Below are 19,795 nucleotides of genomic sequence, written 5' to 3'. Positions count from 1 at the left end.
CAGAGCGTGGGAACGATCAGGTGGCAGAGGGGCTCAGTTCATCTGCCGCTCGACCCGATCCCGTCCGCCCTGCTTCGCCGCATACACCCCGGAATCCGCCCGCAGCAACAGCGCGTCCGCGCCCTCTCCCGGTCGCCAGCTGGCAATCCCGAAACTGGCCGTCACCACCCCCACCACGTCGATCGGCGCACTGCGCAGGCTGTGCCATAACTCTTCGGCCAGCATGAGGGCGTGATCACCGTCGATGTCCGGGCACAGCACCATGAACTCCTCGCCGCCCAACCGGCAGAACACGTCGGTACGCCGCAGACGATGGCCGATGCGCTCGCAGACCGCCTGCAACACGCGGTCGCCCACCGCATGACCGTACTGATCGTTGATCCGTTTGAAGTGGTCGATGTCGAGCATGATTACCGACAACTCACCGCCGCCACGCTCTACCCGCGCCATTTCGGTGGTCAGGCGCTCCTGGAAATAGCGCCGGTTGTGAATCCCGGTCAGAGCGTCGGTCACCGACAATGCACGCAACTCTTCTTCGACGCGCTTCAGATCGGAGATGTCGGAAATGTAACCGTGCCACAGCACGCCGCCGCCCGGCAGTTCCTCCGGGGTCGCCTCGCCACGAACCCAGCGCAGGCCGCGTTCGGGCAACTGCACGCGGTATTCCTCGCGCCACGGACTGAGGTTGTCCGCCGAGGCGCGGATCGACTTGCGCACACGACTGACGTCCTGCGGATGGATGCGGGTGAAGATCGCTTCGGCGTTGAGCAGCAGCACGTCCGGCTCCAGCTCGTAGATTTCGCGAATCCCGTCGCTGGCGTAGATCACACTGAAGCGCCCGTCGAACTCCATTTTGAATTGATAGATCCCGCCGGGAACGTGGGCGCTGAGCTTCTTCAACAGCACGTCCCGTGCGGCCAGCGCTTCGTGCACGCGCTTGCGCTCGGTGATGTCGATGCAGATCGCCAGGTGTCCGACCCACAGCCCCTGCTCGTCCAGCACCGGTGTGGCAAGCATGTTCACCGGCAGGTGGCTGCCATCCTTGCGTACCAGCGTCCACTCCCGCGCTTCGTGCCCGCCGACTTCGCCGCCCTCCACCAGCATCGCCTGACAGGTCGGAATGACCTTGCCATAACGGGTGCTGAGCTCCGCCGCACGAGCCACCAGTTCCCGTGGAAAGTGCAGATTTTCCAGGGTCATGTGGCCGACCACTTCGTTGCTGTGATAACCGAGCATCTGCTCGGCGCCGGGGTTGAAGGTGTTGATCACGCCGCGCAGATCGGTGGCGATGATTGCAACCTGGGTTGCCGCGTTCAGCACCCCGCGCAACTGGCCGTGAGTGCCGCGCAGTTCCTGTTCACGCTCATGCAGTTCCTGAGTGCGCAACTCGACCATGCGCAACGCGCGCTGGCGCTGACTGACCAGCACATAAAGCAGCGCGCTCAGCAGGAGACTGAGCAATCCGCCCAGCACCACCACGCTGCCAACCGACGAATGGTTGGCCTGCATGAACGCTTCGCTGGGAAGAATATCCACCTGATAGTCGTGATCGGCCATGCGCACCAGCCGGGTGGCGGACAGATCGCTTGTCGCCGGTTCATTGGTCGACTCGAACAACACTTCATGTTGATCGCTGTTGGACAGATCGAGAATGCGCACTGACAGATAGTCATTGAGTGCGTCCGGCAAGCCGTCCGCCAGCAGTTGACGCATGCTGATCACTGCCATCACATAACCGAAAGAGACGTTTTCGCCCTGACGAACCACTGGCGCGACCAGCAGGACGCCGCGTGCATAAGCCGGCTCGATAGACACCAGATGCATCGGCTGCGAAACCGCCAGCCCGTGCAGCTGGTCAGCCCGTTCAAGGGTCGATCGGCGCAAAGGTTGCGCCAGCAAGTCATACCCCAGCGGAGATCCGAGCCGACTCTGGGTCTGGCTGTACACCACCACGACGTATTCATCGCGAGCCGCGGCCAGTTGCAGTTCGCCGCGTGCATTGAGTTCGCGCACGCTGAAGGTGGTCAGGCCCTCGTCTCGCACCTGTTTCTCGAACGCTGCACGCTCGGCGCCGCTCACCCGCAAGGCGAACGAATAGGCCTGGGTACGCAGTAACAAAGGTCGGGTGTAGCCGTCGAATTCGGCGCGGGACACCGATTCGGAGTTGGCGAAGAACCGTCGCAGGCCATCGAGGCGTTGCTCCTGATCCTGAAAACGTTCTTCGATGCGGCTGTAGCGCTCGTTGGCCAGTAGCTGAAAGCGTTGGCGCAACTGGCTGTGAAACTGATTGAGGGTGCCCCAGGCGAGCAGCCCCGTGAGAATCCCGCCGGCGAGCAATACCAGCAGCGCGACCAGCCAGGCCGAGACTTCTTCGCTGATGAAACCCAATATCTTCGGGCGCACGGGGTGCAACGACATAAAAGCCACTCACTACGTCAGCATCTGCGGGAAAAACCCCATCGGCCGTGTGTGAGTTATAGCTATTAGCCACTAATTTGGCTAGCTCTGGACGGATCCAAGAGCCTTTAAAAATCAAGGCTCTGTGGATCCAATTTTGCAGAGTGTCAACGAGCCGTGATTTTCCAGGCGCGATGGATCTTGCCGTTGCGGGCGAAATCCGGGTCGATGGTGCTGGCGGTGATTTCCTCGACCGCGTAACGCTCGGCCAGGTTGTCCTCGAGCTGGAACTTGCGGAAGTTGTTGGAGAAGTACAACACCCCGCCCGCTGCCAGGCGCGCCATGGCCAGGTCGATCAACTGCACCTGGTCACGCTGCACGTCGAAGATGCCTTCCATGCGCTTGGAGTTGGAGAAGGTCGGTGGATCGATGAAGATCAGGTCGTACTCTTCGCGGCAGTTTTCCAGCCACGCCATCACGTCGCCCTGCTCCAGACGGTTTTTGTCGGAGAAGCCGTTGAGCGACAAGTTGCGGCGCGCCCAGTCGAGGTAGGTTTTCGACAGGTCGACGCTGGTGGTACTGCGCGCGCCACCCTTGGCTGCGTGGACGGAAGCGGTCGCGGTGTAGCAGAACAGGTTGAGGAAGCGCTTGCCGGCGGCCTCTTTCTGGATCCGCATGCGCATCGGCCGGTGATCGAGGAACAGTCCGGTGTCGAGGTAATCGGTGAGGTTGACCAGCAACTTCACGCCGCCCTCGGTCACTTCATTGAACTTGCCCTGGGCCGCCTGACGCTCGTACTGCCTGGTGCCGCTCTGACGCTCGCGGCGCTTGACCACCACGCGGCTCTTGTCGATGTTCAGCGCCTGCGGGATGGCCGCCAACGCATCGAACATGCGGATCGAGGCCTTTTCCGGGTCGATCGACTTCGGCGCGGCGTACTCCTGAACGTGCACCCAGTCGTGGTACAGGTCGATGGCCATCGCGTATTCCGGCATGTCCGCATCGTAGACGCGGTAGCAATCGATGCCTTCGCGCTTGACCCACTTGCCCAACGCCTTGAGGTTCTTTTGCAGGCGGTTGGCAAACATCTGCCCGCCTTCGCTCAGGCGCGGCTGCTCGATCACTGGCGCCGGGGCCGGCGTCGGTTTGATCGGGTTGCCGTTCTTGTTGAACTTGCGCTCTTGCGGCTCGTTCGGCGTCTGGTCGTAAGCGGCTTGCTCGCGCTCGGCCTGACGTTGCTCCGGAGTACGGCGCTCGCCAGTGACAAACTGATCCGGCAGGACTTTGATCAACAGCAGCTTGCACGGCAGCGCGCCGTTCCAGAACGAATACTGTTTGTGGCTGCGGATGCCCATGCGCTTGCCGAGGTCCGGTGCACCGGTGAACACCGCCGCCTCCCAGTTCAGGCAGGCCTGACGCAGACGCTCGCCAAGGTTCTGGTAGAGGTACAACAGGCTGGCTTCATCACCCAGACGCTCACCGTACGGCGGATTGCAGATGACCAGACCTTTCTGGTTCTGATCCGGACGCGGTTCGAAGGTCGCGACTTCGCCCTGATAGATCTTGATCCACTCGCTCAGGCCGGCGCGCTCGACGTTGTTGCGGCCTGGCTGAATCAGCCGTGGGTCGGCTTCATAACCACGGATCCACAGCGGTGGTTTGGCCAGACCGGCGGCGGCGCGCTCGACGGCTTCTTCGTGGAGTTTTTTCCACAGCGCCGGTACGTGACCGAGCCAGGCGGTGAAGCCCCATTGCTCGCGACGCAGGTTCGGCGCCATATCGGCGGCGATCATGCCGGCTTCTACCAGGAACGTGCCGACACCACACATCGGGTCAGCCAGCGCGCCACCTTCGGCGGCAATGCGCGGCCAGCCGGAACGGATCAGGATCGCGGCCGCGAGGTTTTCCTTCAGCGGCGCAGCGCCCTGCTGCAAGCGGTAGCCGCGCTGGTGCAGGCTGTGGCCGGAAAGGTCGAGGGACAGAATCGCTTCGCCGCGATCCAGACGCAGGTGAATGCGCAGGTCCGGGTTGAGCTTGTCGATGCTTGGTCGGTCGCCCTGCGGGGTGCGGAGTTTGTCGACGATGGCGTCCTTGACCTTCAGGGCGCCGAAGTGAGTGTTGTCGATGCCTGAACCGTGGCCGCTGAATTCCACGGCCAGGGTGCCGTCGGCCAGCATGTGATCCTGCCAGTCGAGGTCGAGTACGCCGTGGTACAGGTCTTCGGCGTTTTTCATCGGGAAACGCTTGAGCACCAGCAGCACCCGGTTGGCCAGACGCGACCAGAGGCACAGACGATAAGCGGTTTCCATGGTCGCCATGCCACGCACGGCGGAGGTGTGTTCGCGGGCCTCTTCAAGGCCAAGCCCGACGGCTTCCTCGATGAGCAGGCCTTCAAGGCCTTTGGGGCAAGTGAGGAAGAGTTCGAAACGGTCGGACATGGTTTTTTCACAGCCTTTGGCTAATGAACCGGCAACGCATTGCCGGTCCGGTTTTCAATCAGGCGCTTTTCTACAAGAACGCCCGCGTGGCACGAAGGTGTGCCGTTCCATCCCCGCTGCTCGGGTTAAAAGAGCTTAGATGCCGGGACAGATAAAGAAGTTGAAGCAACAAAATGACTCAAAGCAACCCTTCGTCGAATAGTAACCCAGCGTAAACGTGGGTCATTCTCACTAAAGGATTAACCTCATCATCCAGCGCGGGGCCGATCATACCGGGGTTTGGCCAATAAACACTGGATAAATACGCGGTTACTTATGGCCATAGCATCTTTTTCGTTACGTCCTTATGACAAAACGGTCATTCCATCGATGTGACTCATTGGTTAGAACTGCACACAGGTTGACGTCGCAACGGCGTCAACACCTTGGCTCGCCACGCCGGCAGCGAGCCGCCAACGGCAGAGTTTTTCTGCCAGACCTCAATTGAGGTCGACGCGACAAAAACAGTCAACAAGTGAGGGAAACACCCTATGAGAAGACTTAAGCGTGATCCGTTGGAAAGAGCTTTTTTGCGCGGATATCAATATGGCGTTGGTGGCAAATCCCGTGAGCTTTGCCCATTTACTCTACCGTCGGTACGTCAAGCCTGGATCAACGGCTGGCGAGAAGGACGCGGCGACAACTGGGACGGTATGACCGGCACTGCGGGAATCCACAGACTCAACGAACTTCACGCCGTCGGCTGACACAGGGCACTTATTGCGACACGACAATCTGATTTCGTAAAAACCTGATCACCATGCACGTCCTTCCCGGACGGCGGGCCACGGCCCAGGGGCTCCTTCGAGGAGCCCTTTTTTATGCCTGCCACATTATTTATGCCATACACAAAACCTGTGGGAGCGACGTTGCGACGACTCGACTTGCTCGCGATGGCGGTGCATCAGTCACACGAAATGTTGACTGAACGGACGCCATCGCGAGCAAGCTCGCTCTCACAAAGGATCAGCGTTTGGCGGCGATGGCGTCCACCGATTCGCGGATCAGCGCCGGGCCCTTGTAGATGAAGCCGGAATAAATCTGCACCAGGCTCGCGCCGGCAGCGATCTTCTCGGCCGCATGCTTGCCTTCGGTGATGCCGCCCGCCGCGATGATCGGCAGCTTGCCGCCCAGCTCGGACGCCAGCACTTTCACGGTGTGGGTGCTCTTCTCACGCACCGGAGCGCCGGACAGACCGCCCGCCTCGTCACCGTGTTCCATGCCTTCGACACCCACGCGGCTGAGGGTGGTGTTGGTGGCGATCACCGCGTCCATCCCGGTTTCGATCAACGCCTGGGCGACTTGCGCGGTTTCTTCGTCGGTCATGTCCGGCGCGATCTTGATCGCCAGCGGTACATGTTTGCCGTGGCGCAGGGCCAGTTCGGCGCGGCGGGTGGCCAGGTCTGCCAGCAATTGCTTGAGCGAATCGCCGAATTGCAGGCTGCGCAGGCCCGGAGTGTTCGGCGAACTGACGTTGACCGTGACGTAACTGGCGTGGGCGTAGACCTTGTCCAGGCAGATCAGATAGTCCTCAACCGCGCGCTCGACCGGGGTGTCGAAGTTCTTGCCGATGTTGATCCCCAGCACGCCCTTGTATTTGGCCGCCGCCACCCGCGCCAGCAGGTTATCCACACCGAGGTTGTTGAACCCCATGCGATTGATGATCGCCTCGGCTTCCGGCAGGCGGAAAATCCGTGGTTTCGGGTTGCCCGGCTGCGGGCGCGGGGTCACGGTGCCGATTTCGACAAAACCGAAACCCAGCTGCGCGAAGCCGTCGATGGCCGCGCCGTTCTTGTCCAGACCGGCCGCCAGACCGACAGGGTTCGGGAATTGCAGGCCCATGACATTCACCGGCAGCGACGCCGGAGCCTTGCACAGCAAGCCGTTGAGGCCCAAACGCCCGCCCGCGCCGATCAGATCCAGCGACAGATCGTGGGAGGTTTCCGGGGAAAGTTTGAACAACAGCTGACGGGCCAGGGTGTACATGGGCGGCTATGACTCGGGCGGCGAAAAGAGGCGGCGATTATAGCCGGGCATCGCCCCACCGCGCGAGGCGCACGGGTAAATCCGTGCGCATGGCATATGCCTTGCACCCTCCCCGGCATCAGCCCGCAGGCCAATGGTGGCGTGCAGGCAAGGACAATGGCGTCGTCTCTCGGTTTTGCGCGGGCAAAGCCTAGGACGACGTTTTTTTTGAGGGTGGCTTTTATGACTCTAACCTCCGCCGGGCCGCTGGCCTGGGTCAACGGCAGCGATGCCCCGGAAAAAAGCGCGATCAACCTCGGCTTCATGGCCTTGAGCGACTGCGCCTCGCTGGTGGTCGCCGCCACCCAAGGCTTTGCCCAGCCTTACGGCCTGACCCTGAACCTCAAGCGCCAAAGCTCCTGGGCCAACCTGCGGGACAACCTGGTCAGCGGCGACCTCGATGCCGCCCACAGCCTCTACGGCCTGATCTACGCGGTGCACCTGGGCATCGGCGGTGTCGCGCCGACCGACATGGCGGTGCTGATGGGCCTGAACCAGAACGGTCAGAGCCTCAACCTGTCCCACGGTTTGCAGGGCCTGGGCGTGACCGGTCCTGAAGCGCTGCACCGGCATGTGCACCAAACCCGCGCAAAACTGACCTTCGCCCAGACCTTCCCGACCGGCACCCATGCCATGTGGCTTTATTACTGGCTGGCGAGCCAGGGCATTCATCCGTTGCAGGATGTCGACAGCGTGGTCGTGCCGCCGCCGCAAATGGTCGCGCACTTGCAAGCCGGACGCATTGATGGCTTCTGCGTCGGCGAGCCGTGGGCGGCCAGCGCCGTACAGCAGGATCTCGGCTTCACATTGGCGACAAGCCAGACCATCTGGCCCGATCACCCGGAGAAAGTCCTTGGCTGCACCCGCGCCTTCGTCGACCAATATCCCAACACCGCCCGCGCGCTGGTGATGGCGATCCTCGAGGCCAGCCGCTTCATCGAAGAAAGCCCGGAAAACCGCCGCAGCACCGCCCAGTTGCTGAGCGCGGCGGAATACCTCGACGCCCCGCTGTCCTGCATCGAACCGCGCTTTCTCGGCGACTACGACGATGGCCTCGGTCATCGCTGGCAGGATCCGCACGCACTGCGTTTTCATGACGATGGCGCGGTGAATCTGCCGTACCTGTCAGATGGGATGTGGTTCATGACCCAGTTCCGCCGCTGGGGTTTGCTGCGCGATGACCCGGATTACCTCGCCGTCGCCCGTCAGGTGCAACAACTGGAGATCTATCGCGACGCGGCGACTGCCATGGGCGTCGCGGCCCGGGGCAAGGACATGCGCAGCAGCCAGTTGATCGACGGCAAAATCTGGGACGGCAGCGACCCGGCCGCCTATGCCCGAAGCTTCAAGCTGCACGCGCTGAGCGACAGCGCGCCCCTTCTCGCCCAGCGCTGACAGGAGACCGCGAACATGTTGCGCATTCTGCTGATCAACGACACCGCGAAAAAAGTCGGACGCCTGAAAGCCGCGCTGACCGAGGCCGGTTTCGAGGTGATCGACGAGTCGGGTCTGACCATCGACCTGCCGGCGCGCGTCGAAACGGTGCGTCCGGACGTAATCCTGATCGATACCGAGTCACCGAGCCGCGATGTAATGGAGCAAGTGGTGCTGGTCAGCCGCGACCAGCCCCGGCCGATCGTGATGTTCACCGACGAACATGATCCTGGCGTGATGCGTCAGGCGATCAAGTCCGGGGTCAGTGCCTACATTGTTGAAGGCATTCACGCACAACGCTTGCAGCCGATTCTCGATGTGGCCATGGCCCGCTTCGAAAGCGATCAGGCCTTGCGCGCCCAGCTACAGGCCCGCGACCAGCAACTGGCCGAGCGCAAGCGCATCGAACTGGCCAAGGGGTTACTGATGAAAATGAAGGACTGCAACGAAGAAGAGGCCTACACCCTGATGCGCCGCCAGGCCATGAGCCGTCAGCAGAAACTGATTCAGGTCGCTGAACAGATCATTGCCATGAGCGAGTTGCTGGGCTGAAGTGCTCCCCCACATTGATCGTTCCCACGCTCCGCGTGGGAATGCAGCCATGGACGCTCCGCGTCCGCTTCTGAACGTGACGGATGCGTTTGCACGCAAAGCGTGGAAACAAGCCACACCGATCTGGCACAAATCTCGCTAAGCATTACGCACAGGTAACCAACGGCGGTTGCCCCACCCACGACAAAGACGTCGCTCACCTTCTTCGCCCCCTTCGGCGATCCGGGTAGCGGCGTTTTTGCGTTTTGGCCCCACAGCCCGGGGCCGGTGGTGCGGCCGTGGCGGCGCCCCACTGTGCTGGTTCTGACTCCTTCTCGAGATTCTCTACAGCTGAGGTGCGCGATGAATAAAAGCTTCTGGAAATCCGGCCACACCCCGACTCTGTTCGCGGCCTTCCTGTATTTCGACCTGAGCTTCATGGTCTGGTACCTGCTCGGCCCGCTGGCGGTGCAGATTGCCGCCGACCTGCATCTGACCACCCAACAGCGCGGGCTCGTGGTGGCGACGCCGATTCTGGCCGGCGCGGTGCTGCGCTTTGCGATGGGCATGCTCGCCGATCGCCTGTCGCCGAAAACCGCCGGGCTGATCGGTCAGGTGATCGTGATCTGCGCGCTGCTCGGCGCCTGGAAACTCGGCATCCACAGTTATGAACAGGCTTTGCTGCTTGGCCTGTTCCTCGGCATGGCCGGCGCCTCGTTCGCTGTGGCCCTGCCGCTGGCCTCGCAGTGGTATCCCCCGGAGCATCAAGGCAAGGCGATGGGCATCGCCGGGGCGGGCAATTCCGGCACCGTGTTCGCGGCGTTGATTGCCCCGGTTTTGGCGGCGGCGTTCGGCTGGAGCAATGTGTTCGGTTTCGCCCTGATTCCGCTGATCCTGACCCTGGTGCTGTTCGCCTGGCTGGCGAAGAACGCGCCCGAGCGGCCGAAAGCCAAATCCATGGCCGACTATTTCAAGGCCCTGGGTGATCGCGACAGCTGGTGGTTCATGTTTTTTTACAGCGTCACCTTCGGCGGCTTCATCGGCCTGGCCAGCGCCCTGCCCGGCTACTTCAACGATCAATACGGCCTGAGCCCGGTGACCGCCGGTTACTACACCGCCGCCTGCGTGTTCGGTGGCAGCCTGATGCGTCCACTGGGCGGCGCGCTGGCTGACCGTTTCGGTGGCATCCGCACCCTCTTGGCGATGTACACGGTTGCAGCGGTTTGTATTGCAGCGGTCGGCTTCAACCTGCCAAGTTCCTACGCGGCGCTGGCACTTTTCGTCTGCACCATGCTCGGCCTCGGCGCAGGTAATGGCGCGGTTTTTCAACTGGTGCCGCAGCGTTTCCGTCGCGAAATCGGCGTGATGACCGGGCTGATCGGCATGGCCGGCGGCATCGGCGGGTTTGCCCTGGCGGCAGGCATGGGCGCGATCAAACAGAGCACCGGCAGCTATCAACTGGCGCTGTGGTTGTTCGCCAGCCTTGGCGTATTGGCGTGGTTCGGTCTGCACGGTGTCAAACGTCGCTGGCGAACCACTTGGGGTTCGGCGGCCGTGACCGCTGCCCGGGTCTGAGGCCCGAATGGCTCTGCAACTGAGTTTCGCCGAAGCCAGCGCCACCGGACCACGCGCGGAAAACCAGGATGCCTTGCGCCTGGTCACGCCGGCCCCGGCGCTGGCTGCGAGCAAAGGTTTTCTGTTCGCCATCGCCGACGGCGTCAGCCAGTGCGCCGATGGCGGGCTGGCCGCGCGCTCGACTTTGCAGGCATTGGCGCTGGATTACTACGCCACCCCGGAAACCTGGAGCGTGGCCCAGGCCCTCGATCGTCTGTTGCTCGCACAAAACCGCTGGTTGCAGGCCAACGGTGGCGGTCAGCCGCTGCTCACCACGATCAGTGCACTGGTCCTGCGTGGCCGGCGGTTTACCCTGGCGCACGTCGGTGATTGCCGGGTCTATCGCTGGCACGCAGCGACCTTGCAGCGGATCAGCGAGGATCACGTCTGGGATCAGCCGGGCATGCAGCACGTGCTCAAGCGCGCACTGGGACTGGATCAGCATCTGGTGCTGGATTTTCTCGACGGCGAGCTGCGTGACGGCGAATGTTTCGTGCTGCTCAGTGATGGCGTGTGGGCAGCGCTCGGCGACACCGCCATCGCCGCAATTTTGCGCGATCAGCCGGACCTGCACAGCGCTGCGCAAACACTGGTCAACGCTGCGCACCTGGCCGGCAGTCAGGACAACGCCAGTGCGCTGTTGGTGCGGGTAGATGCCGTCGGGGAGGCCAGCCTTGGCGATGCGCTGGTTCATTTGCAGCAGTGGCCTCTGCCCCCGCAGCTGAAACCGGGTCAGGTCTTTGAAGGCTGGCGGGTTCAGGAGGTTATAGGGCGCAGCCAACAATCGTTGCTGTATCGAGTGCTCGATGGTCAGGGCCAGGCCTGGCTGTTGAAAACCTTGCCCGCACAATGGGCGGACGATGCCCAGGCCGGCCAGGCCTTGCTGGCGGAAGAATGGTTTCTCAAACGCGTCGCCGGGCGGCATTTTCCTGAAGTCCATAGCGCCGGACAGCGTCAGCATTTGTACTACGTGATGCGTGAATATTCGGGAACAACCCTGGCGCAGTTGTTTGAACAACGCGGCCCGCTGCCACTGGCTCAATGGCAGGATCTGGCCGAACGTCTGCTGCGGGCAGTCGGCCTGTTGCATCGACGGCAGATCCTGCACCGCGACATCAAACCGGAAAACCTGCATCTGGGGGACGACGGCGAGCTGCGTCTGCTGGATTTCGGCCTGGCGTATTGCCCCGGCCTGTCGCAGGACGCACCGTCGACCTTGCCCGGATCCCCGAGCTACATCGCGCCGGAAGCCTTTCAAGGCGTAGCACCCAGCGCGCAACAGGATCTGTATGCGGTGGGCGTGACCTTGTATTTCCTGCTCACCGGGCACTTTCCCTATGGCGAGATCGAAGCCTTCCAGCGCCCGCGTTTCGGGGTGCCGGTGAGTGCCGGGCGATATCGCCCGGATCTGCCGGAGTGGCTGGCGCAGTGTCTGGAGCGCGGTGTGGCGGCCGATCCCTTGCAACGCTATGAAACCGCCGAGGAATGGCTGTTGATTCTGGAGCAAGGTGAGCGCCGCAGCCTGAACGTACGCCCTCGCCCCTTGCTGGAACGTGAGCCGCTGAAGGTCTGGCGGACTTTGGCGTTGCTGGCGTTGCTGGGCAATCTGGTGCTGCTGTTTCTGTTGTTTCATGGCTGATGCGGCGCTCCATAAACGGGCGTGCCGCTTCCATTCAGTGCAAAAACCACAATGAACATCTGGCCAATTCCTGCATTACCCCAGTGAATTCGCGGCTTACCGCGACTTGGCACAGCCACTGCATTAACGTTTTCAACTGACATAAAAGCCCGACCTTCAACGACGAAGGCCGGGCTTCCCGAGAGAACGGGACAAGGACAAAGGCGTCCTCGCCAGGTAACTGGCGGGACGCCTTTTTTGTTTGCGCCATTTTTGTCGAGCAAGGCCTGACTGCCCACAGGAGGCAAGCCCGATGCTCCCGGAGAATCTGATGAAAAAACTCAAACTGGTGATGATCGGCAATGGCATGGCCGGGGTTCGTACCCTGGAAGAACTGCTCAAGCTCAGCAACGAGCTGTACGACATCACAGTCTTCGGCGCCGAACCGCACACCAACTACAACCGCATCCTGTTGTCGCCGGTATTGGCCGGCGAACAGACCTTCGAAGAGATCGTGCTCAACGACCTCGACTGGTACCTGGAAAACGGCATCAAACTGCTGCTCAACCGCAAAGTGGTCGAGATCGACCGGGTCAAACGCCGGGTGATCGCCGAGGATGGCACTGAGGCCGAATACGACCGCCTGCTGATCGCCACTGGCTCGACCCCGTTCATCCTGCCGATCCCCGGGAACACCTTGCAGGGCGTGATCGGGTACCGCGACATCGCCGACACCCAGGCGATGATCGATACCGCCAAGACTCACAAACACGCCGTGGTGATCGGTGGCGGTCTGCTCGGGCTCGAAGCGGCCAACGGCCTGATGCTGCGCGGCATGCACGTCACCGTGGTGCACCTCGGTGAATGGCTGCTGGAGCGGCAACTGGACAAGACCAGTGGCCAGCTCCTGCAAACCGCCCTCGAATCCCGTGGCCTGCACTTTCGCCTGTGCGAACAGACCCAGGCCCTGCACGACGCCGGCAATGGTCGGGTCGGCGCGGTGCAATTCAAGAACGGCGACATCATTCCTGCCGATCTGGTCGTCATGGCCGCCGGCATTCGCCCCAACACCGAACTCGCGGAAAAGGCCGGCATCCCGTGCAATCGCGGGATTCTGGTCAACGACACCCTGCAAACCTACGACCCGCGCATCTATGCCATCGGCGAATGCGCCAGCCACCGTGGCATTGCCTACGGCCTGGTGGCGCCGCTGTTCGAACAGGCCAAGGTCTGCGCCAACCACTTGGCGCAACTGGGTTTCGCGCGCTATCAGGGCTCAGTGACGTCGACCAAGTTGAAAGTCACCGGCATCGACCTGTTTTCCGCCGGCGACTTCATGGGCGGCGAAGGCACCGAGACCATCACCCTCTCCGACCCGATCGGCGGGGTGTACAAAAAACTGGTGATCAAGGATGACGTGCTGGTCGGCGCGTGTCTGTACGGCGATACGGCAGATGGCGGTTGGTATTTCCGGCAGATTCGTGAGAATCACGCCATCGGCGAGATCCGCGATCACTTAATGTTCGGAGAAAACGCGATTGGCGACGTAGGACATCAGGGCCAGGACAAAGCCATGAGCATGGCCGACAACGCCGAAGTCTGCGGCTGTAACGGCGTGTGCAAGGGCACCATCGTCAAGGCGATTCAGGAACACGGGCTGTTCAGCGTCGACGAAGTGAAGAAACACACCAAGGCCGCCAGCTCCTGTGGCTCTTGCGCCGGCCTGGTCGAGCAGATCCTGATCAACACCGTCGGCGGCGCGGCAGACGTCAAACCGAAAAGCGAAAAAGCCATCTGCGGTTGCAGCGATCTCAACCATGGCCAGATTCGCCAGGCCATTCGCGAACAGCATTTGCTGACCATCGCCGGCACCATGAGCTACCTCAACTGGCGCACGCCGAACGGTTGCGCCACTTGCCGGCCGGCCCTCAACTACTACCTGATTTCCACCTGGCCCGGCGAAGCCAAGGACGATCCGCAGTCGCGCCTGATCAACGAACGGGCCCACGCCAACATCCAGAAGGACGGCACCTACTCGGTGGTACCACGGATGTGGGGCGGCGTGACCAACCCGTCGGAACTGCGGCGGATCGCCGACGTGGCGGACAAATATCAGGTGCCGATGGTCAAGGTCACCGGCGGTCAGCGCATCGACTTGCTGGGGATCAAGAAGCAGGATCTGCCCGGCGTGTGGAAAGACCTCGACATGCCGTCGGGCCACGCCTACGGCAAATCGATCCGCACCGTGAAAACCTGCGTCGGCAGCGAGTTCTGCCGCTTCGGCACGCAGAATTCGACCCAGTTGGGCATCGACCTCGAACACGACCTGTTCAACATGTGGTCGCCGCACAAAGTGAAACTGGCGGTCTCCGGATGCCCACGCAACTGTTCGGAAGCGGGGATTAAAGACGTAGGAATCATCGGAGTCGATTCCGGCTGGGAGATGTACATCGGTGGCAACGGCGGGATCAAGACCGAAGTCGCCGAATTCTTCGTCAAGCTCAAGACTGCCGAGGAGGTCCGCGAATACAACGGCGCGTTCCTGCAGCTGTACCGCGAAGAAGCCTTCTACCTCGAACGCACCGTGCATTACCTGCAACGGGTCGGCATGGAGCACATCAAGAAAGCCGTGCTGGAAGATCCCGAGCGCCGCAAGGCCCTGAACGAGCGCCTGCAATTCTCCCTGTCGTTCGAACAGGACCCTTGGAAAGAACGCCTCGCCCAGCCGCAACTTAAGAAAGAATTCGACGTGATCCCTGTGAAAAACCTGGAGGTGCCGGCATGAACTGGCTCGATATCTGTGCCCTGGAAGAGATCAACGCCCTCGGTTCGCGGATCATCGCCGGGCCCAAAGGTGACATTGCGATCTTTCGTACAAGCGACGACGAAGTCTTCGCACTCGATGACCGCTGCCCGCACAAGGGCGGCCCATTGTCCCAAGGCCTGATTTACGGCAAGCGCGTGGCCTGCCCACTGCATAACTGGCAGATCGATCTGCAATCCGGCGAAGCCCAGGCGCCGGACGTCGGTTGCGCACATCATCACCCGGCCCGGGTGGAAAACGGCCGCGTGCAACTGGCCCTGCGGGACGCCGTCTGATGAACCGCCAGACGACCGCCTCGACCTGCTGCTATTGCGGGGTCGGCTGCGGCGTGCTGATCGAGCATGACGGCGAGCGCATCCTCGGCGTCAGCGGCGATCCGGCGCACCCGGCCAACTTCGGCAAACTGTGCAGCAAAGGCTCGACCCTGCATCTGACCGGTGATCTTGCGGCCCGGGCGTTGTACCCGGAATTGCGCCTGGGCAAAGGCCTGGCGCGCAGCCGCTGCGACTGGGACACCGCGCTGGACCATGCCACCCAGGTCTTCGCCGAAACCATCGCTGAACACGGCCCGGACAGCGTGGCGTTCTACATCTCCGGGCAGTTGCTGACCGAGGACTACTACGCCTTCAACAAACTGGCGCGGGCGCTGGTCGGTACCAACAACATCGACAGTAATTCGCGGCTGTGCATGTCTTCGGCGGTGGTCGGCTACAAGCGCAGCCTCGGCGCCGACGCCCCACCGTGCAGCTATGAAGACCTGGAATCGAGCGATTGCGTGGTGATCGTCGGCAGTAATATGGCTTACGCCCATCCGGTACTTTTTCGCCGCCTCGAAGAAGCCAAGTCCCACCGCCCTCACATGAAAGTCGTCGTCATCGACCCTCGACGCACCGACACCTGCGATCTGGCCGACCTGCATCTGGCGATTCTGCCGGGCACCGATGTCGCCTTGTTCCATGGGATTTTGCATCTGCTGTTGTGGGAAGACTGGATCGACCGTGACTTCATCAAGGCCCACACCGAAGGACTCGCCGGGCTGAAAAGTCTGGTGCGCGATTACACCCCGGCCATGGTTTCGCAGCTGTGCGGGATCAGTGCCGAGCAGTTGCAGCAATGCGCCGAATGGATCGGCACCGCGCCGAGTTTTCTCTCGCTGTGGTGCATGGGCCTGAACCAGTCCACCGCCGGCAGCGCGAAGAACAGTGCGCTGATCAACCTGCACCTGGCCACCGGGCAGATCGGCCGACCGGGGGCAGGACCTTTCTCTTTGACCGGTCAGCCGAATGCCATGGGAGGACGGGAAACCGGCAGTCTCTCCAACCTGTTGCCCGGTCATCGCGAAGTGACCAATCCGGAGCATCGCGCCGAAGTGGCAGCGTACTGGGGTGTGGATAAGCTGCCGGAAAACACCGGGCTCAGCGCCATCGAACTGTTTGAACAGGTGCGCAGCGGCCGGATCAAGGCGCTGTGGATCGCCTGCACCAACCCCGCGCAATCGATGCCGGACCAGAACGCCGTGCGCGCCGCGCTGGAAGCTTGTCCGTTCGTGGTATTGCAGGAAGCGTTTCGTACCACCGAAACCGCGGCGTTTGCCGACCTGCTGTTGCCGGCGGCCAGTTGGGGCGAGAAGGAAGGTTCGGTGACCAACTCTGAACGGCGGATTTCCCACGTACGCAAAGCTATTGCCGCACCGGGTGAAGCGCGTCCGGACTGGGCGATCACGGTAGATTTCGCACAACGCCTGGAGAAACGTCTGCGCCCGCAACAACCGGGGCTGTTTGCCTTCGAGCAATCGGCGCAGCTGTTTGACGAGTACAAACAACTGACCCGGGGGCGCGATCTGGATTTGTCCGGGATCAGCCACGGATTGATTGATGAGCTGGGGCCACAGCAATGGCCCTTCCCCGCTGGCGCCCGCCTGGGTACGGCCCGGTTGTATGGCGACGGGATCTTTCCTACGCCGAACGGGCGCGCGCAATTCGTTGCCGATCCCTATCGCGCCGCCAAGGAACAACGCGACGCGCGCTTTCCCCTGACCCTGATCACCGGCCGCCTGCGTGATCAATGGCACGGTATGAGCCGCACGGGTACGGCGGCGCAGTTGTTCGGCCATGTCAGCGAAGCGGTGTTGGGCCTGCACCCGGACGAGTTGCGCCGCCACCGCTTGCAGTCGGGGGATTTGGTGAATCTGAAAAGTCGTCGGGGCGCGGTGATCGTGGCGGTCGCCAGCGATGACAGCGTACGTCCGGGCCAGGCGTTCCTGCCGATGCACTGGGGCGATCGTTTCCTCAAGGGCGGCGTGAACAGCCTGACCCTGCCGGCTTTTGATCCTTTGTCGAAACAACCGGAACTCAAGCACAGCGGTGTGCGGCTGGAACCGGTGGAGTTGCCATGGCAACTGTTCGCACTGATCGAGGGCGATGTTCAACGGCACTTCGAGGCGCTTCGACCGCTCTGTGAGGCTTTTTCCTACACAAGTATCAGCCTTGTCGGACGTGAACGGCCTGCGTTGTTGATACGTGCAGCCAGCGTTATGGCGCCAGAGCCGCAATTGCTGCATGAAATCGACCAATGCCTGGCCCTGATCGAGGGGCCGGTGCTGGCTTATGACGATCCACGCCGTGCCATCGGCAAGCGGGTACGCATCGAAAACGGACGAATCACTGCGATTCGCCTTGCTGGCGAAACCCTCGCTCAGCACTGGTTGCAAGGCCTGTGGCTGGAGGGTCGCGCCGACGAACAACTGCGGCGCTGGCTGCTGGCACCGATGAGTGCACCGCCGGGCAATGCCGGCGCGCCGGTTGTGGCGGACAAAACCCTGTGCAACTGCAAGAACGTCAGCCACAGCGCGGTCTGCGCCGGTATTGGTGAAGGTCTGGATCTGCAGGGTTTGAAAAACAAGTTGGGATGCGGCACGCAATGCGGTTCCTGCGTCCCGGAAATCAAGCGTTTGCTGGCCGCCGAAGTGCGTCCGGTCGCCGTCATTTGAAGAGGAAACACCATGAGCGCGAAAGTCTGGTTGGTGGGCGCAGGTCCCGGTGATCCTGAGCTGCTGACGCTTAAAGCAGTGCGTGCCTTGCGCGAAGCCGAGGTGGTGCTGATCGACGATCTGGTCAATGAGGCGGTACTTGAGCACTGCCCTGCTGCGCGAATCATTGCGGTCGGCAAACGCGGCGGCTGCCGCTCAACGCCCCAAGCGTTCATCCATCGGCTGATGCTGCGTTACGCCCGTCAGGGCAAATGCGTGGTGCGACTCAAGGGCGGCGATCCGTGCATTTTCGGGCGTGGCGGTGAAGAAGCGCAGTGGTTGCGTGAGCGCGGGGTCGAGGTGGAGTTGGTCAATGGCATCACCGCCGGGCTGGCGGGCGCGACCCAATGTGATATTCCGCTGACGTTGCGCGGCGTGGCCCGGGGCGTGACGCTGGTCACCGCTCACACCCAGGACGACAGCCAGTTGAACTGGCGGGCGCTGGCGCAAGGCGGAACGACGCTGGTGATTTACATGGGGGTGGCGAAGCTCGGCGAGATTCGCGAGCAGCTCTTGGCGGGGGGGATGGCGGCGGATACGCCAGTGGCGATGATCGAGAATGCCTCGTTGCCGGAACAACGCGAATGCCGTAGCGACCTGGCAGCCATGGAAAACGATGCCCTTGATTTCCGGCTCAAGAGCCCTGCGATTCTGGTCATAGGCGCCGTCGCAGCCGCTGCGACCCAGGTCGATTCGATTGACTGGGCAGCCGAACGCCTGGCCTGACAATCCTCGGTTTACCCAAATCGCAGGCAAAGAAAAGCCCGGCATAAGCCGGGCTTTTCTCGCAGCGGCAGCTAATTACTTAGCTTGAGCTTCAACCTGCGCTTCTACGCGACGGTTAACAGCACGGCCAGCTTCAGTTTTGTTGTCAGCAACTGGGCGGGATTCGCCGTAGCCGATCGACTGAATGCGGGACGATTCAACACCGTACTGGTTGGTCAGAACTTGCTTAACGGCGTTTGCACGACGCTCGGACAGTTTCTGGTTGTAAGCGTCAGGACCGACGGAGTCAGTGTGACCTTCAACAGTAGTGGTGGTGGATGGGTACTGCTTCATGAAGTCAGCCAGGTTTTTGATGTCGCCGTAGCTGTTTGGCTTCACAACCGACTTGTCGAAGTCGAACTTCACGTCCAGCTCAACACGAACAACTTCAGCAACTGCCGGGCAGCCATCAGCGTCAACAGTTACGTTGGCTGGGGTGTCTGGGCACTTGTCAACGTTGTCGCATACGCCGTCGTTGTCGCTGTCGGAGCAGACTTCAGCCGGAGCTGGAACTGGAGCAGCAGCTGGCTTGGAGCCGCCACCGAAGTTCACACCGATACCGACGCTAGGAGCCCACTCGGTGTCGCCCTGGTCGATGTTGTATTGAGCTTCAACGCCAGCACGGGCGTAGAAGTTCTCGGTGAAGTACAGCTTGGCACCGCCGCCAACGTTGGCGAAGGTAGAACGGTTACGACCGCCAGTGCCGTTCTGGCCGATGCTCTGATCGGAGAAACCAGCCGATACGTATGGACGCAGCATGTCGCCTGGGTTGTTGAAGTGGTACAGAGCGTCCAGAGCGGTGTTGGCGCCCTTGATGTTACGACCGTCGTCGGAACGCACGTTGTGCACTTCGTCGTAGCCCAGACGCAGTTCAACGTCGTCGGTCAGGAAGTAACCGATCGAACCGCCGAACAGGTTGCCGTTGTTCTTGAAGTTACGAGCGCTGTCGAATTGTTCTTTCTTTGCGAAGCCTTCGATTTCAACTGCGCCTTGGCCTTGTGCCAGAGCGCCGAAAGAAGTGGCGGCAATCAAAGAACCAATGGCCAAGCCCAAGGTGTTTTTCAGTTTCATCCGTTAAATCC

The 19,795-nt window shown here is 61.7% G+C and carries 13 protein-coding genes; 9 read left to right on the top strand and 4 right to left on the bottom strand.

Annotation, left to right across the window (positions count from 1 at the left end; all coding sequences use genetic code 11):
• Positions 1 to 33 precede the first annotated feature (33 nt).
• Together AC1MDC_RS17675 and rlmKL are read right to left on the bottom strand one after the other, a co-directional pair.
• Positions 34 to 2,418 carry a sensor domain-containing diguanylate cyclase gene (locus AC1MDC_RS17675; RefSeq protein WP_085700235.1) on the bottom strand — a complete coding sequence of 795 codons (2,385 nt, stop codon included), beginning with the start codon at positions 2,416 to 2,418 and terminating at the stop codon, positions 34 to 36.
• 146 nt (positions 2,419 to 2,564) lie between these two features.
• The gene (gene rlmKL / locus AC1MDC_RS17670) at positions 2,565 to 4,835 is read right to left on the bottom strand and encodes a bifunctional 23S rRNA (guanine(2069)-N(7))-methyltransferase RlmK/23S rRNA (guanine(2445)-N(2))-methyltransferase RlmL (RefSeq protein WP_085700236.1); all 2,271 of its coding nucleotides are present in this window, start codon (positions 4,833 to 4,835) and stop codon (positions 2,565 to 2,567) included.
• A gap of 530 nt (positions 4,836 to 5,365) precedes the next feature.
• On the opposite strand from rlmKL, the gene rmf reads away from it, so the two are divergent.
• A complete protein-coding gene (gene rmf / locus AC1MDC_RS17665) occupies positions 5,366 to 5,581 on the top strand; it encodes a ribosome modulation factor (RefSeq protein ID WP_003223300.1) in 216 nt (71 codons plus the stop codon).
• 259 nt (positions 5,582 to 5,840) lie between these two features.
• Here rmf and AC1MDC_RS17660 read toward each other — a convergent pair whose 3' ends face one another.
• On the bottom strand, positions 5,841 to 6,860 hold the full coding sequence (locus AC1MDC_RS17660; protein ID WP_085700237.1) for a quinone-dependent dihydroorotate dehydrogenase: 1,020 nt from the start codon (positions 6,858 to 6,860) through the stop codon (positions 5,841 to 5,843).
• 222 nt (positions 6,861 to 7,082) lie between these two features.
• On the opposite strand from AC1MDC_RS17660, the gene AC1MDC_RS17655 reads away from it, so the two are divergent.
• From AC1MDC_RS17655 to cobA, 8 genes are all read left to right on the top strand, one after another.
• Positions 7,083 to 8,294 carry a CmpA/NrtA family ABC transporter substrate-binding protein gene (locus AC1MDC_RS17655; RefSeq protein WP_085700238.1) on the top strand — a complete coding sequence of 404 codons (1,212 nt, stop codon included), beginning with the start codon at positions 7,083 to 7,085 and terminating at the stop codon, positions 8,292 to 8,294.
• 15 nt (positions 8,295 to 8,309) lie between these two features.
• The gene (locus tag AC1MDC_RS17650; RefSeq protein WP_007916390.1) at positions 8,310 to 8,885 is read left to right on the top strand and encodes an ANTAR domain-containing response regulator; all 576 of its coding nucleotides are present in this window, start codon (positions 8,310 to 8,312) and stop codon (positions 8,883 to 8,885) included.
• A 342-nt stretch (positions 8,886 to 9,227) separates the two neighbouring features.
• A complete protein-coding gene (locus AC1MDC_RS17645) occupies positions 9,228 to 10,439 on the top strand; it encodes a nitrate/nitrite transporter (protein ID WP_085690197.1) in 1,212 nt (403 codons plus the stop codon).
• A gap of 7 nt (positions 10,440 to 10,446) precedes the next feature.
• Positions 10,447 to 12,117: a bifunctional protein-serine/threonine kinase/phosphatase gene (locus AC1MDC_RS17640; protein WP_085700240.1), complete on the top strand. Its 1,671-nt coding sequence runs from the start codon at positions 10,447 to 10,449 to the stop codon at positions 12,115 to 12,117.
• A 310-nt stretch (positions 12,118 to 12,427) separates the two neighbouring features.
• Entirely contained in the window at positions 12,428 to 14,881 is a 2,454-nt protein-coding gene (nirB, locus tag AC1MDC_RS17635; RefSeq protein ID WP_085700263.1) for a nitrite reductase large subunit NirB, read from the top strand.
• Positions 14,878 to 15,195: a nitrite reductase small subunit NirD gene (nirD, locus tag AC1MDC_RS17630; RefSeq protein ID WP_007951992.1), complete on the top strand. Its 318-nt coding sequence runs from the start codon at positions 14,878 to 14,880 to the stop codon at positions 15,193 to 15,195. The genes nirB and nirD overlap by 4 nt, the downstream gene beginning before the upstream one ends.
• Positions 15,195 to 17,909, top strand: a complete 2,715-nt coding sequence (locus AC1MDC_RS17625; RefSeq protein WP_085700241.1) for a nitrate reductase — start codon at positions 15,195 to 15,197, stop codon at positions 17,907 to 17,909. Before nirD ends, AC1MDC_RS17625 begins: the two co-directional genes overlap by 1 nt.
• A 12-nt stretch (positions 17,910 to 17,921) precedes the next feature.
• Positions 17,922 to 18,674, top strand: a complete 753-nt coding sequence (cobA, locus tag AC1MDC_RS17620) for a uroporphyrinogen-III C-methyltransferase (protein WP_085700242.1) — start codon at positions 17,922 to 17,924, stop codon at positions 18,672 to 18,674.
• A 75-nt stretch (positions 18,675 to 18,749) separates the two neighbouring features.
• Here cobA and AC1MDC_RS17615 read toward each other — a convergent pair whose 3' ends face one another.
• Entirely contained in the window at positions 18,750 to 19,784 is a 1,035-nt protein-coding gene (locus AC1MDC_RS17615; protein WP_085700243.1) for an OmpA family protein, read from the bottom strand.
• Positions 19,785 to 19,795 lie beyond the last annotated feature (11 nt).

This window comes from Pseudomonas sp. 1, assembly GCF_056626735.1.
Note: the sequence above shows the minus strand (reverse complement) of the source record. Positions and strands in the feature narration are given on the sequence as shown.

Bases quoted from the DNA above. Each gene is read 5' to 3' on its own strand.
- AC1MDC_RS17675 (WP_085700235.1), bottom strand. From the start codon at position 2,418: ATGTCGTTGCACCCCGTGCGCCCGAAGATATTGGGTTTCATCAGCGAA.
- rlmKL (WP_085700236.1), bottom strand. From the start codon at position 4,835: ATGTCCGACCGTTTCGAACTCTTCCTCACTTGCCCCAAAGGCCTTGAA.
- rmf (WP_003223300.1), top strand. From the start codon at position 5,366: ATGAGAAGACTTAAGCGTGATCCGTTGGAAAGAGCTTTTTTGCGCGGA.
- AC1MDC_RS17660 (WP_085700237.1), bottom strand. From the start codon at position 6,860: ATGTACACCCTGGCCCGTCAGCTGTTGTTCAAACTTTCCCCGGAAACC.
- AC1MDC_RS17655 (WP_085700238.1), top strand. From the start codon at position 7,083: ATGACTCTAACCTCCGCCGGGCCGCTGGCCTGGGTCAACGGCAGCGAT.
- AC1MDC_RS17650 (WP_007916390.1), top strand. From the start codon at position 8,310: ATGTTGCGCATTCTGCTGATCAACGACACCGCGAAAAAAGTCGGACGC.
- AC1MDC_RS17645 (WP_085690197.1), top strand. From the start codon at position 9,228: ATGAATAAAAGCTTCTGGAAATCCGGCCACACCCCGACTCTGTTCGCG.
- AC1MDC_RS17640 (WP_085700240.1), top strand. From the start codon at position 10,447: ATGGCTCTGCAACTGAGTTTCGCCGAAGCCAGCGCCACCGGACCACGC.
- nirB (WP_085700263.1), top strand. From the start codon at position 12,428: ATGAAAAAACTCAAACTGGTGATGATCGGCAATGGCATGGCCGGGGTT.
- nirD (WP_007951992.1), top strand. From the start codon at position 14,878: ATGAACTGGCTCGATATCTGTGCCCTGGAAGAGATCAACGCCCTCGGT.
- AC1MDC_RS17625 (WP_085700241.1), top strand. From the start codon at position 15,195: ATGAACCGCCAGACGACCGCCTCGACCTGCTGCTATTGCGGGGTCGGC.
- cobA (WP_085700242.1), top strand. From the start codon at position 17,922: ATGAGCGCGAAAGTCTGGTTGGTGGGCGCAGGTCCCGGTGATCCTGAG.
- AC1MDC_RS17615 (WP_085700243.1), bottom strand. From the start codon at position 19,784: ATGAAACTGAAAAACACCTTGGGCTTGGCCATTGGTTCTTTGATTGCC.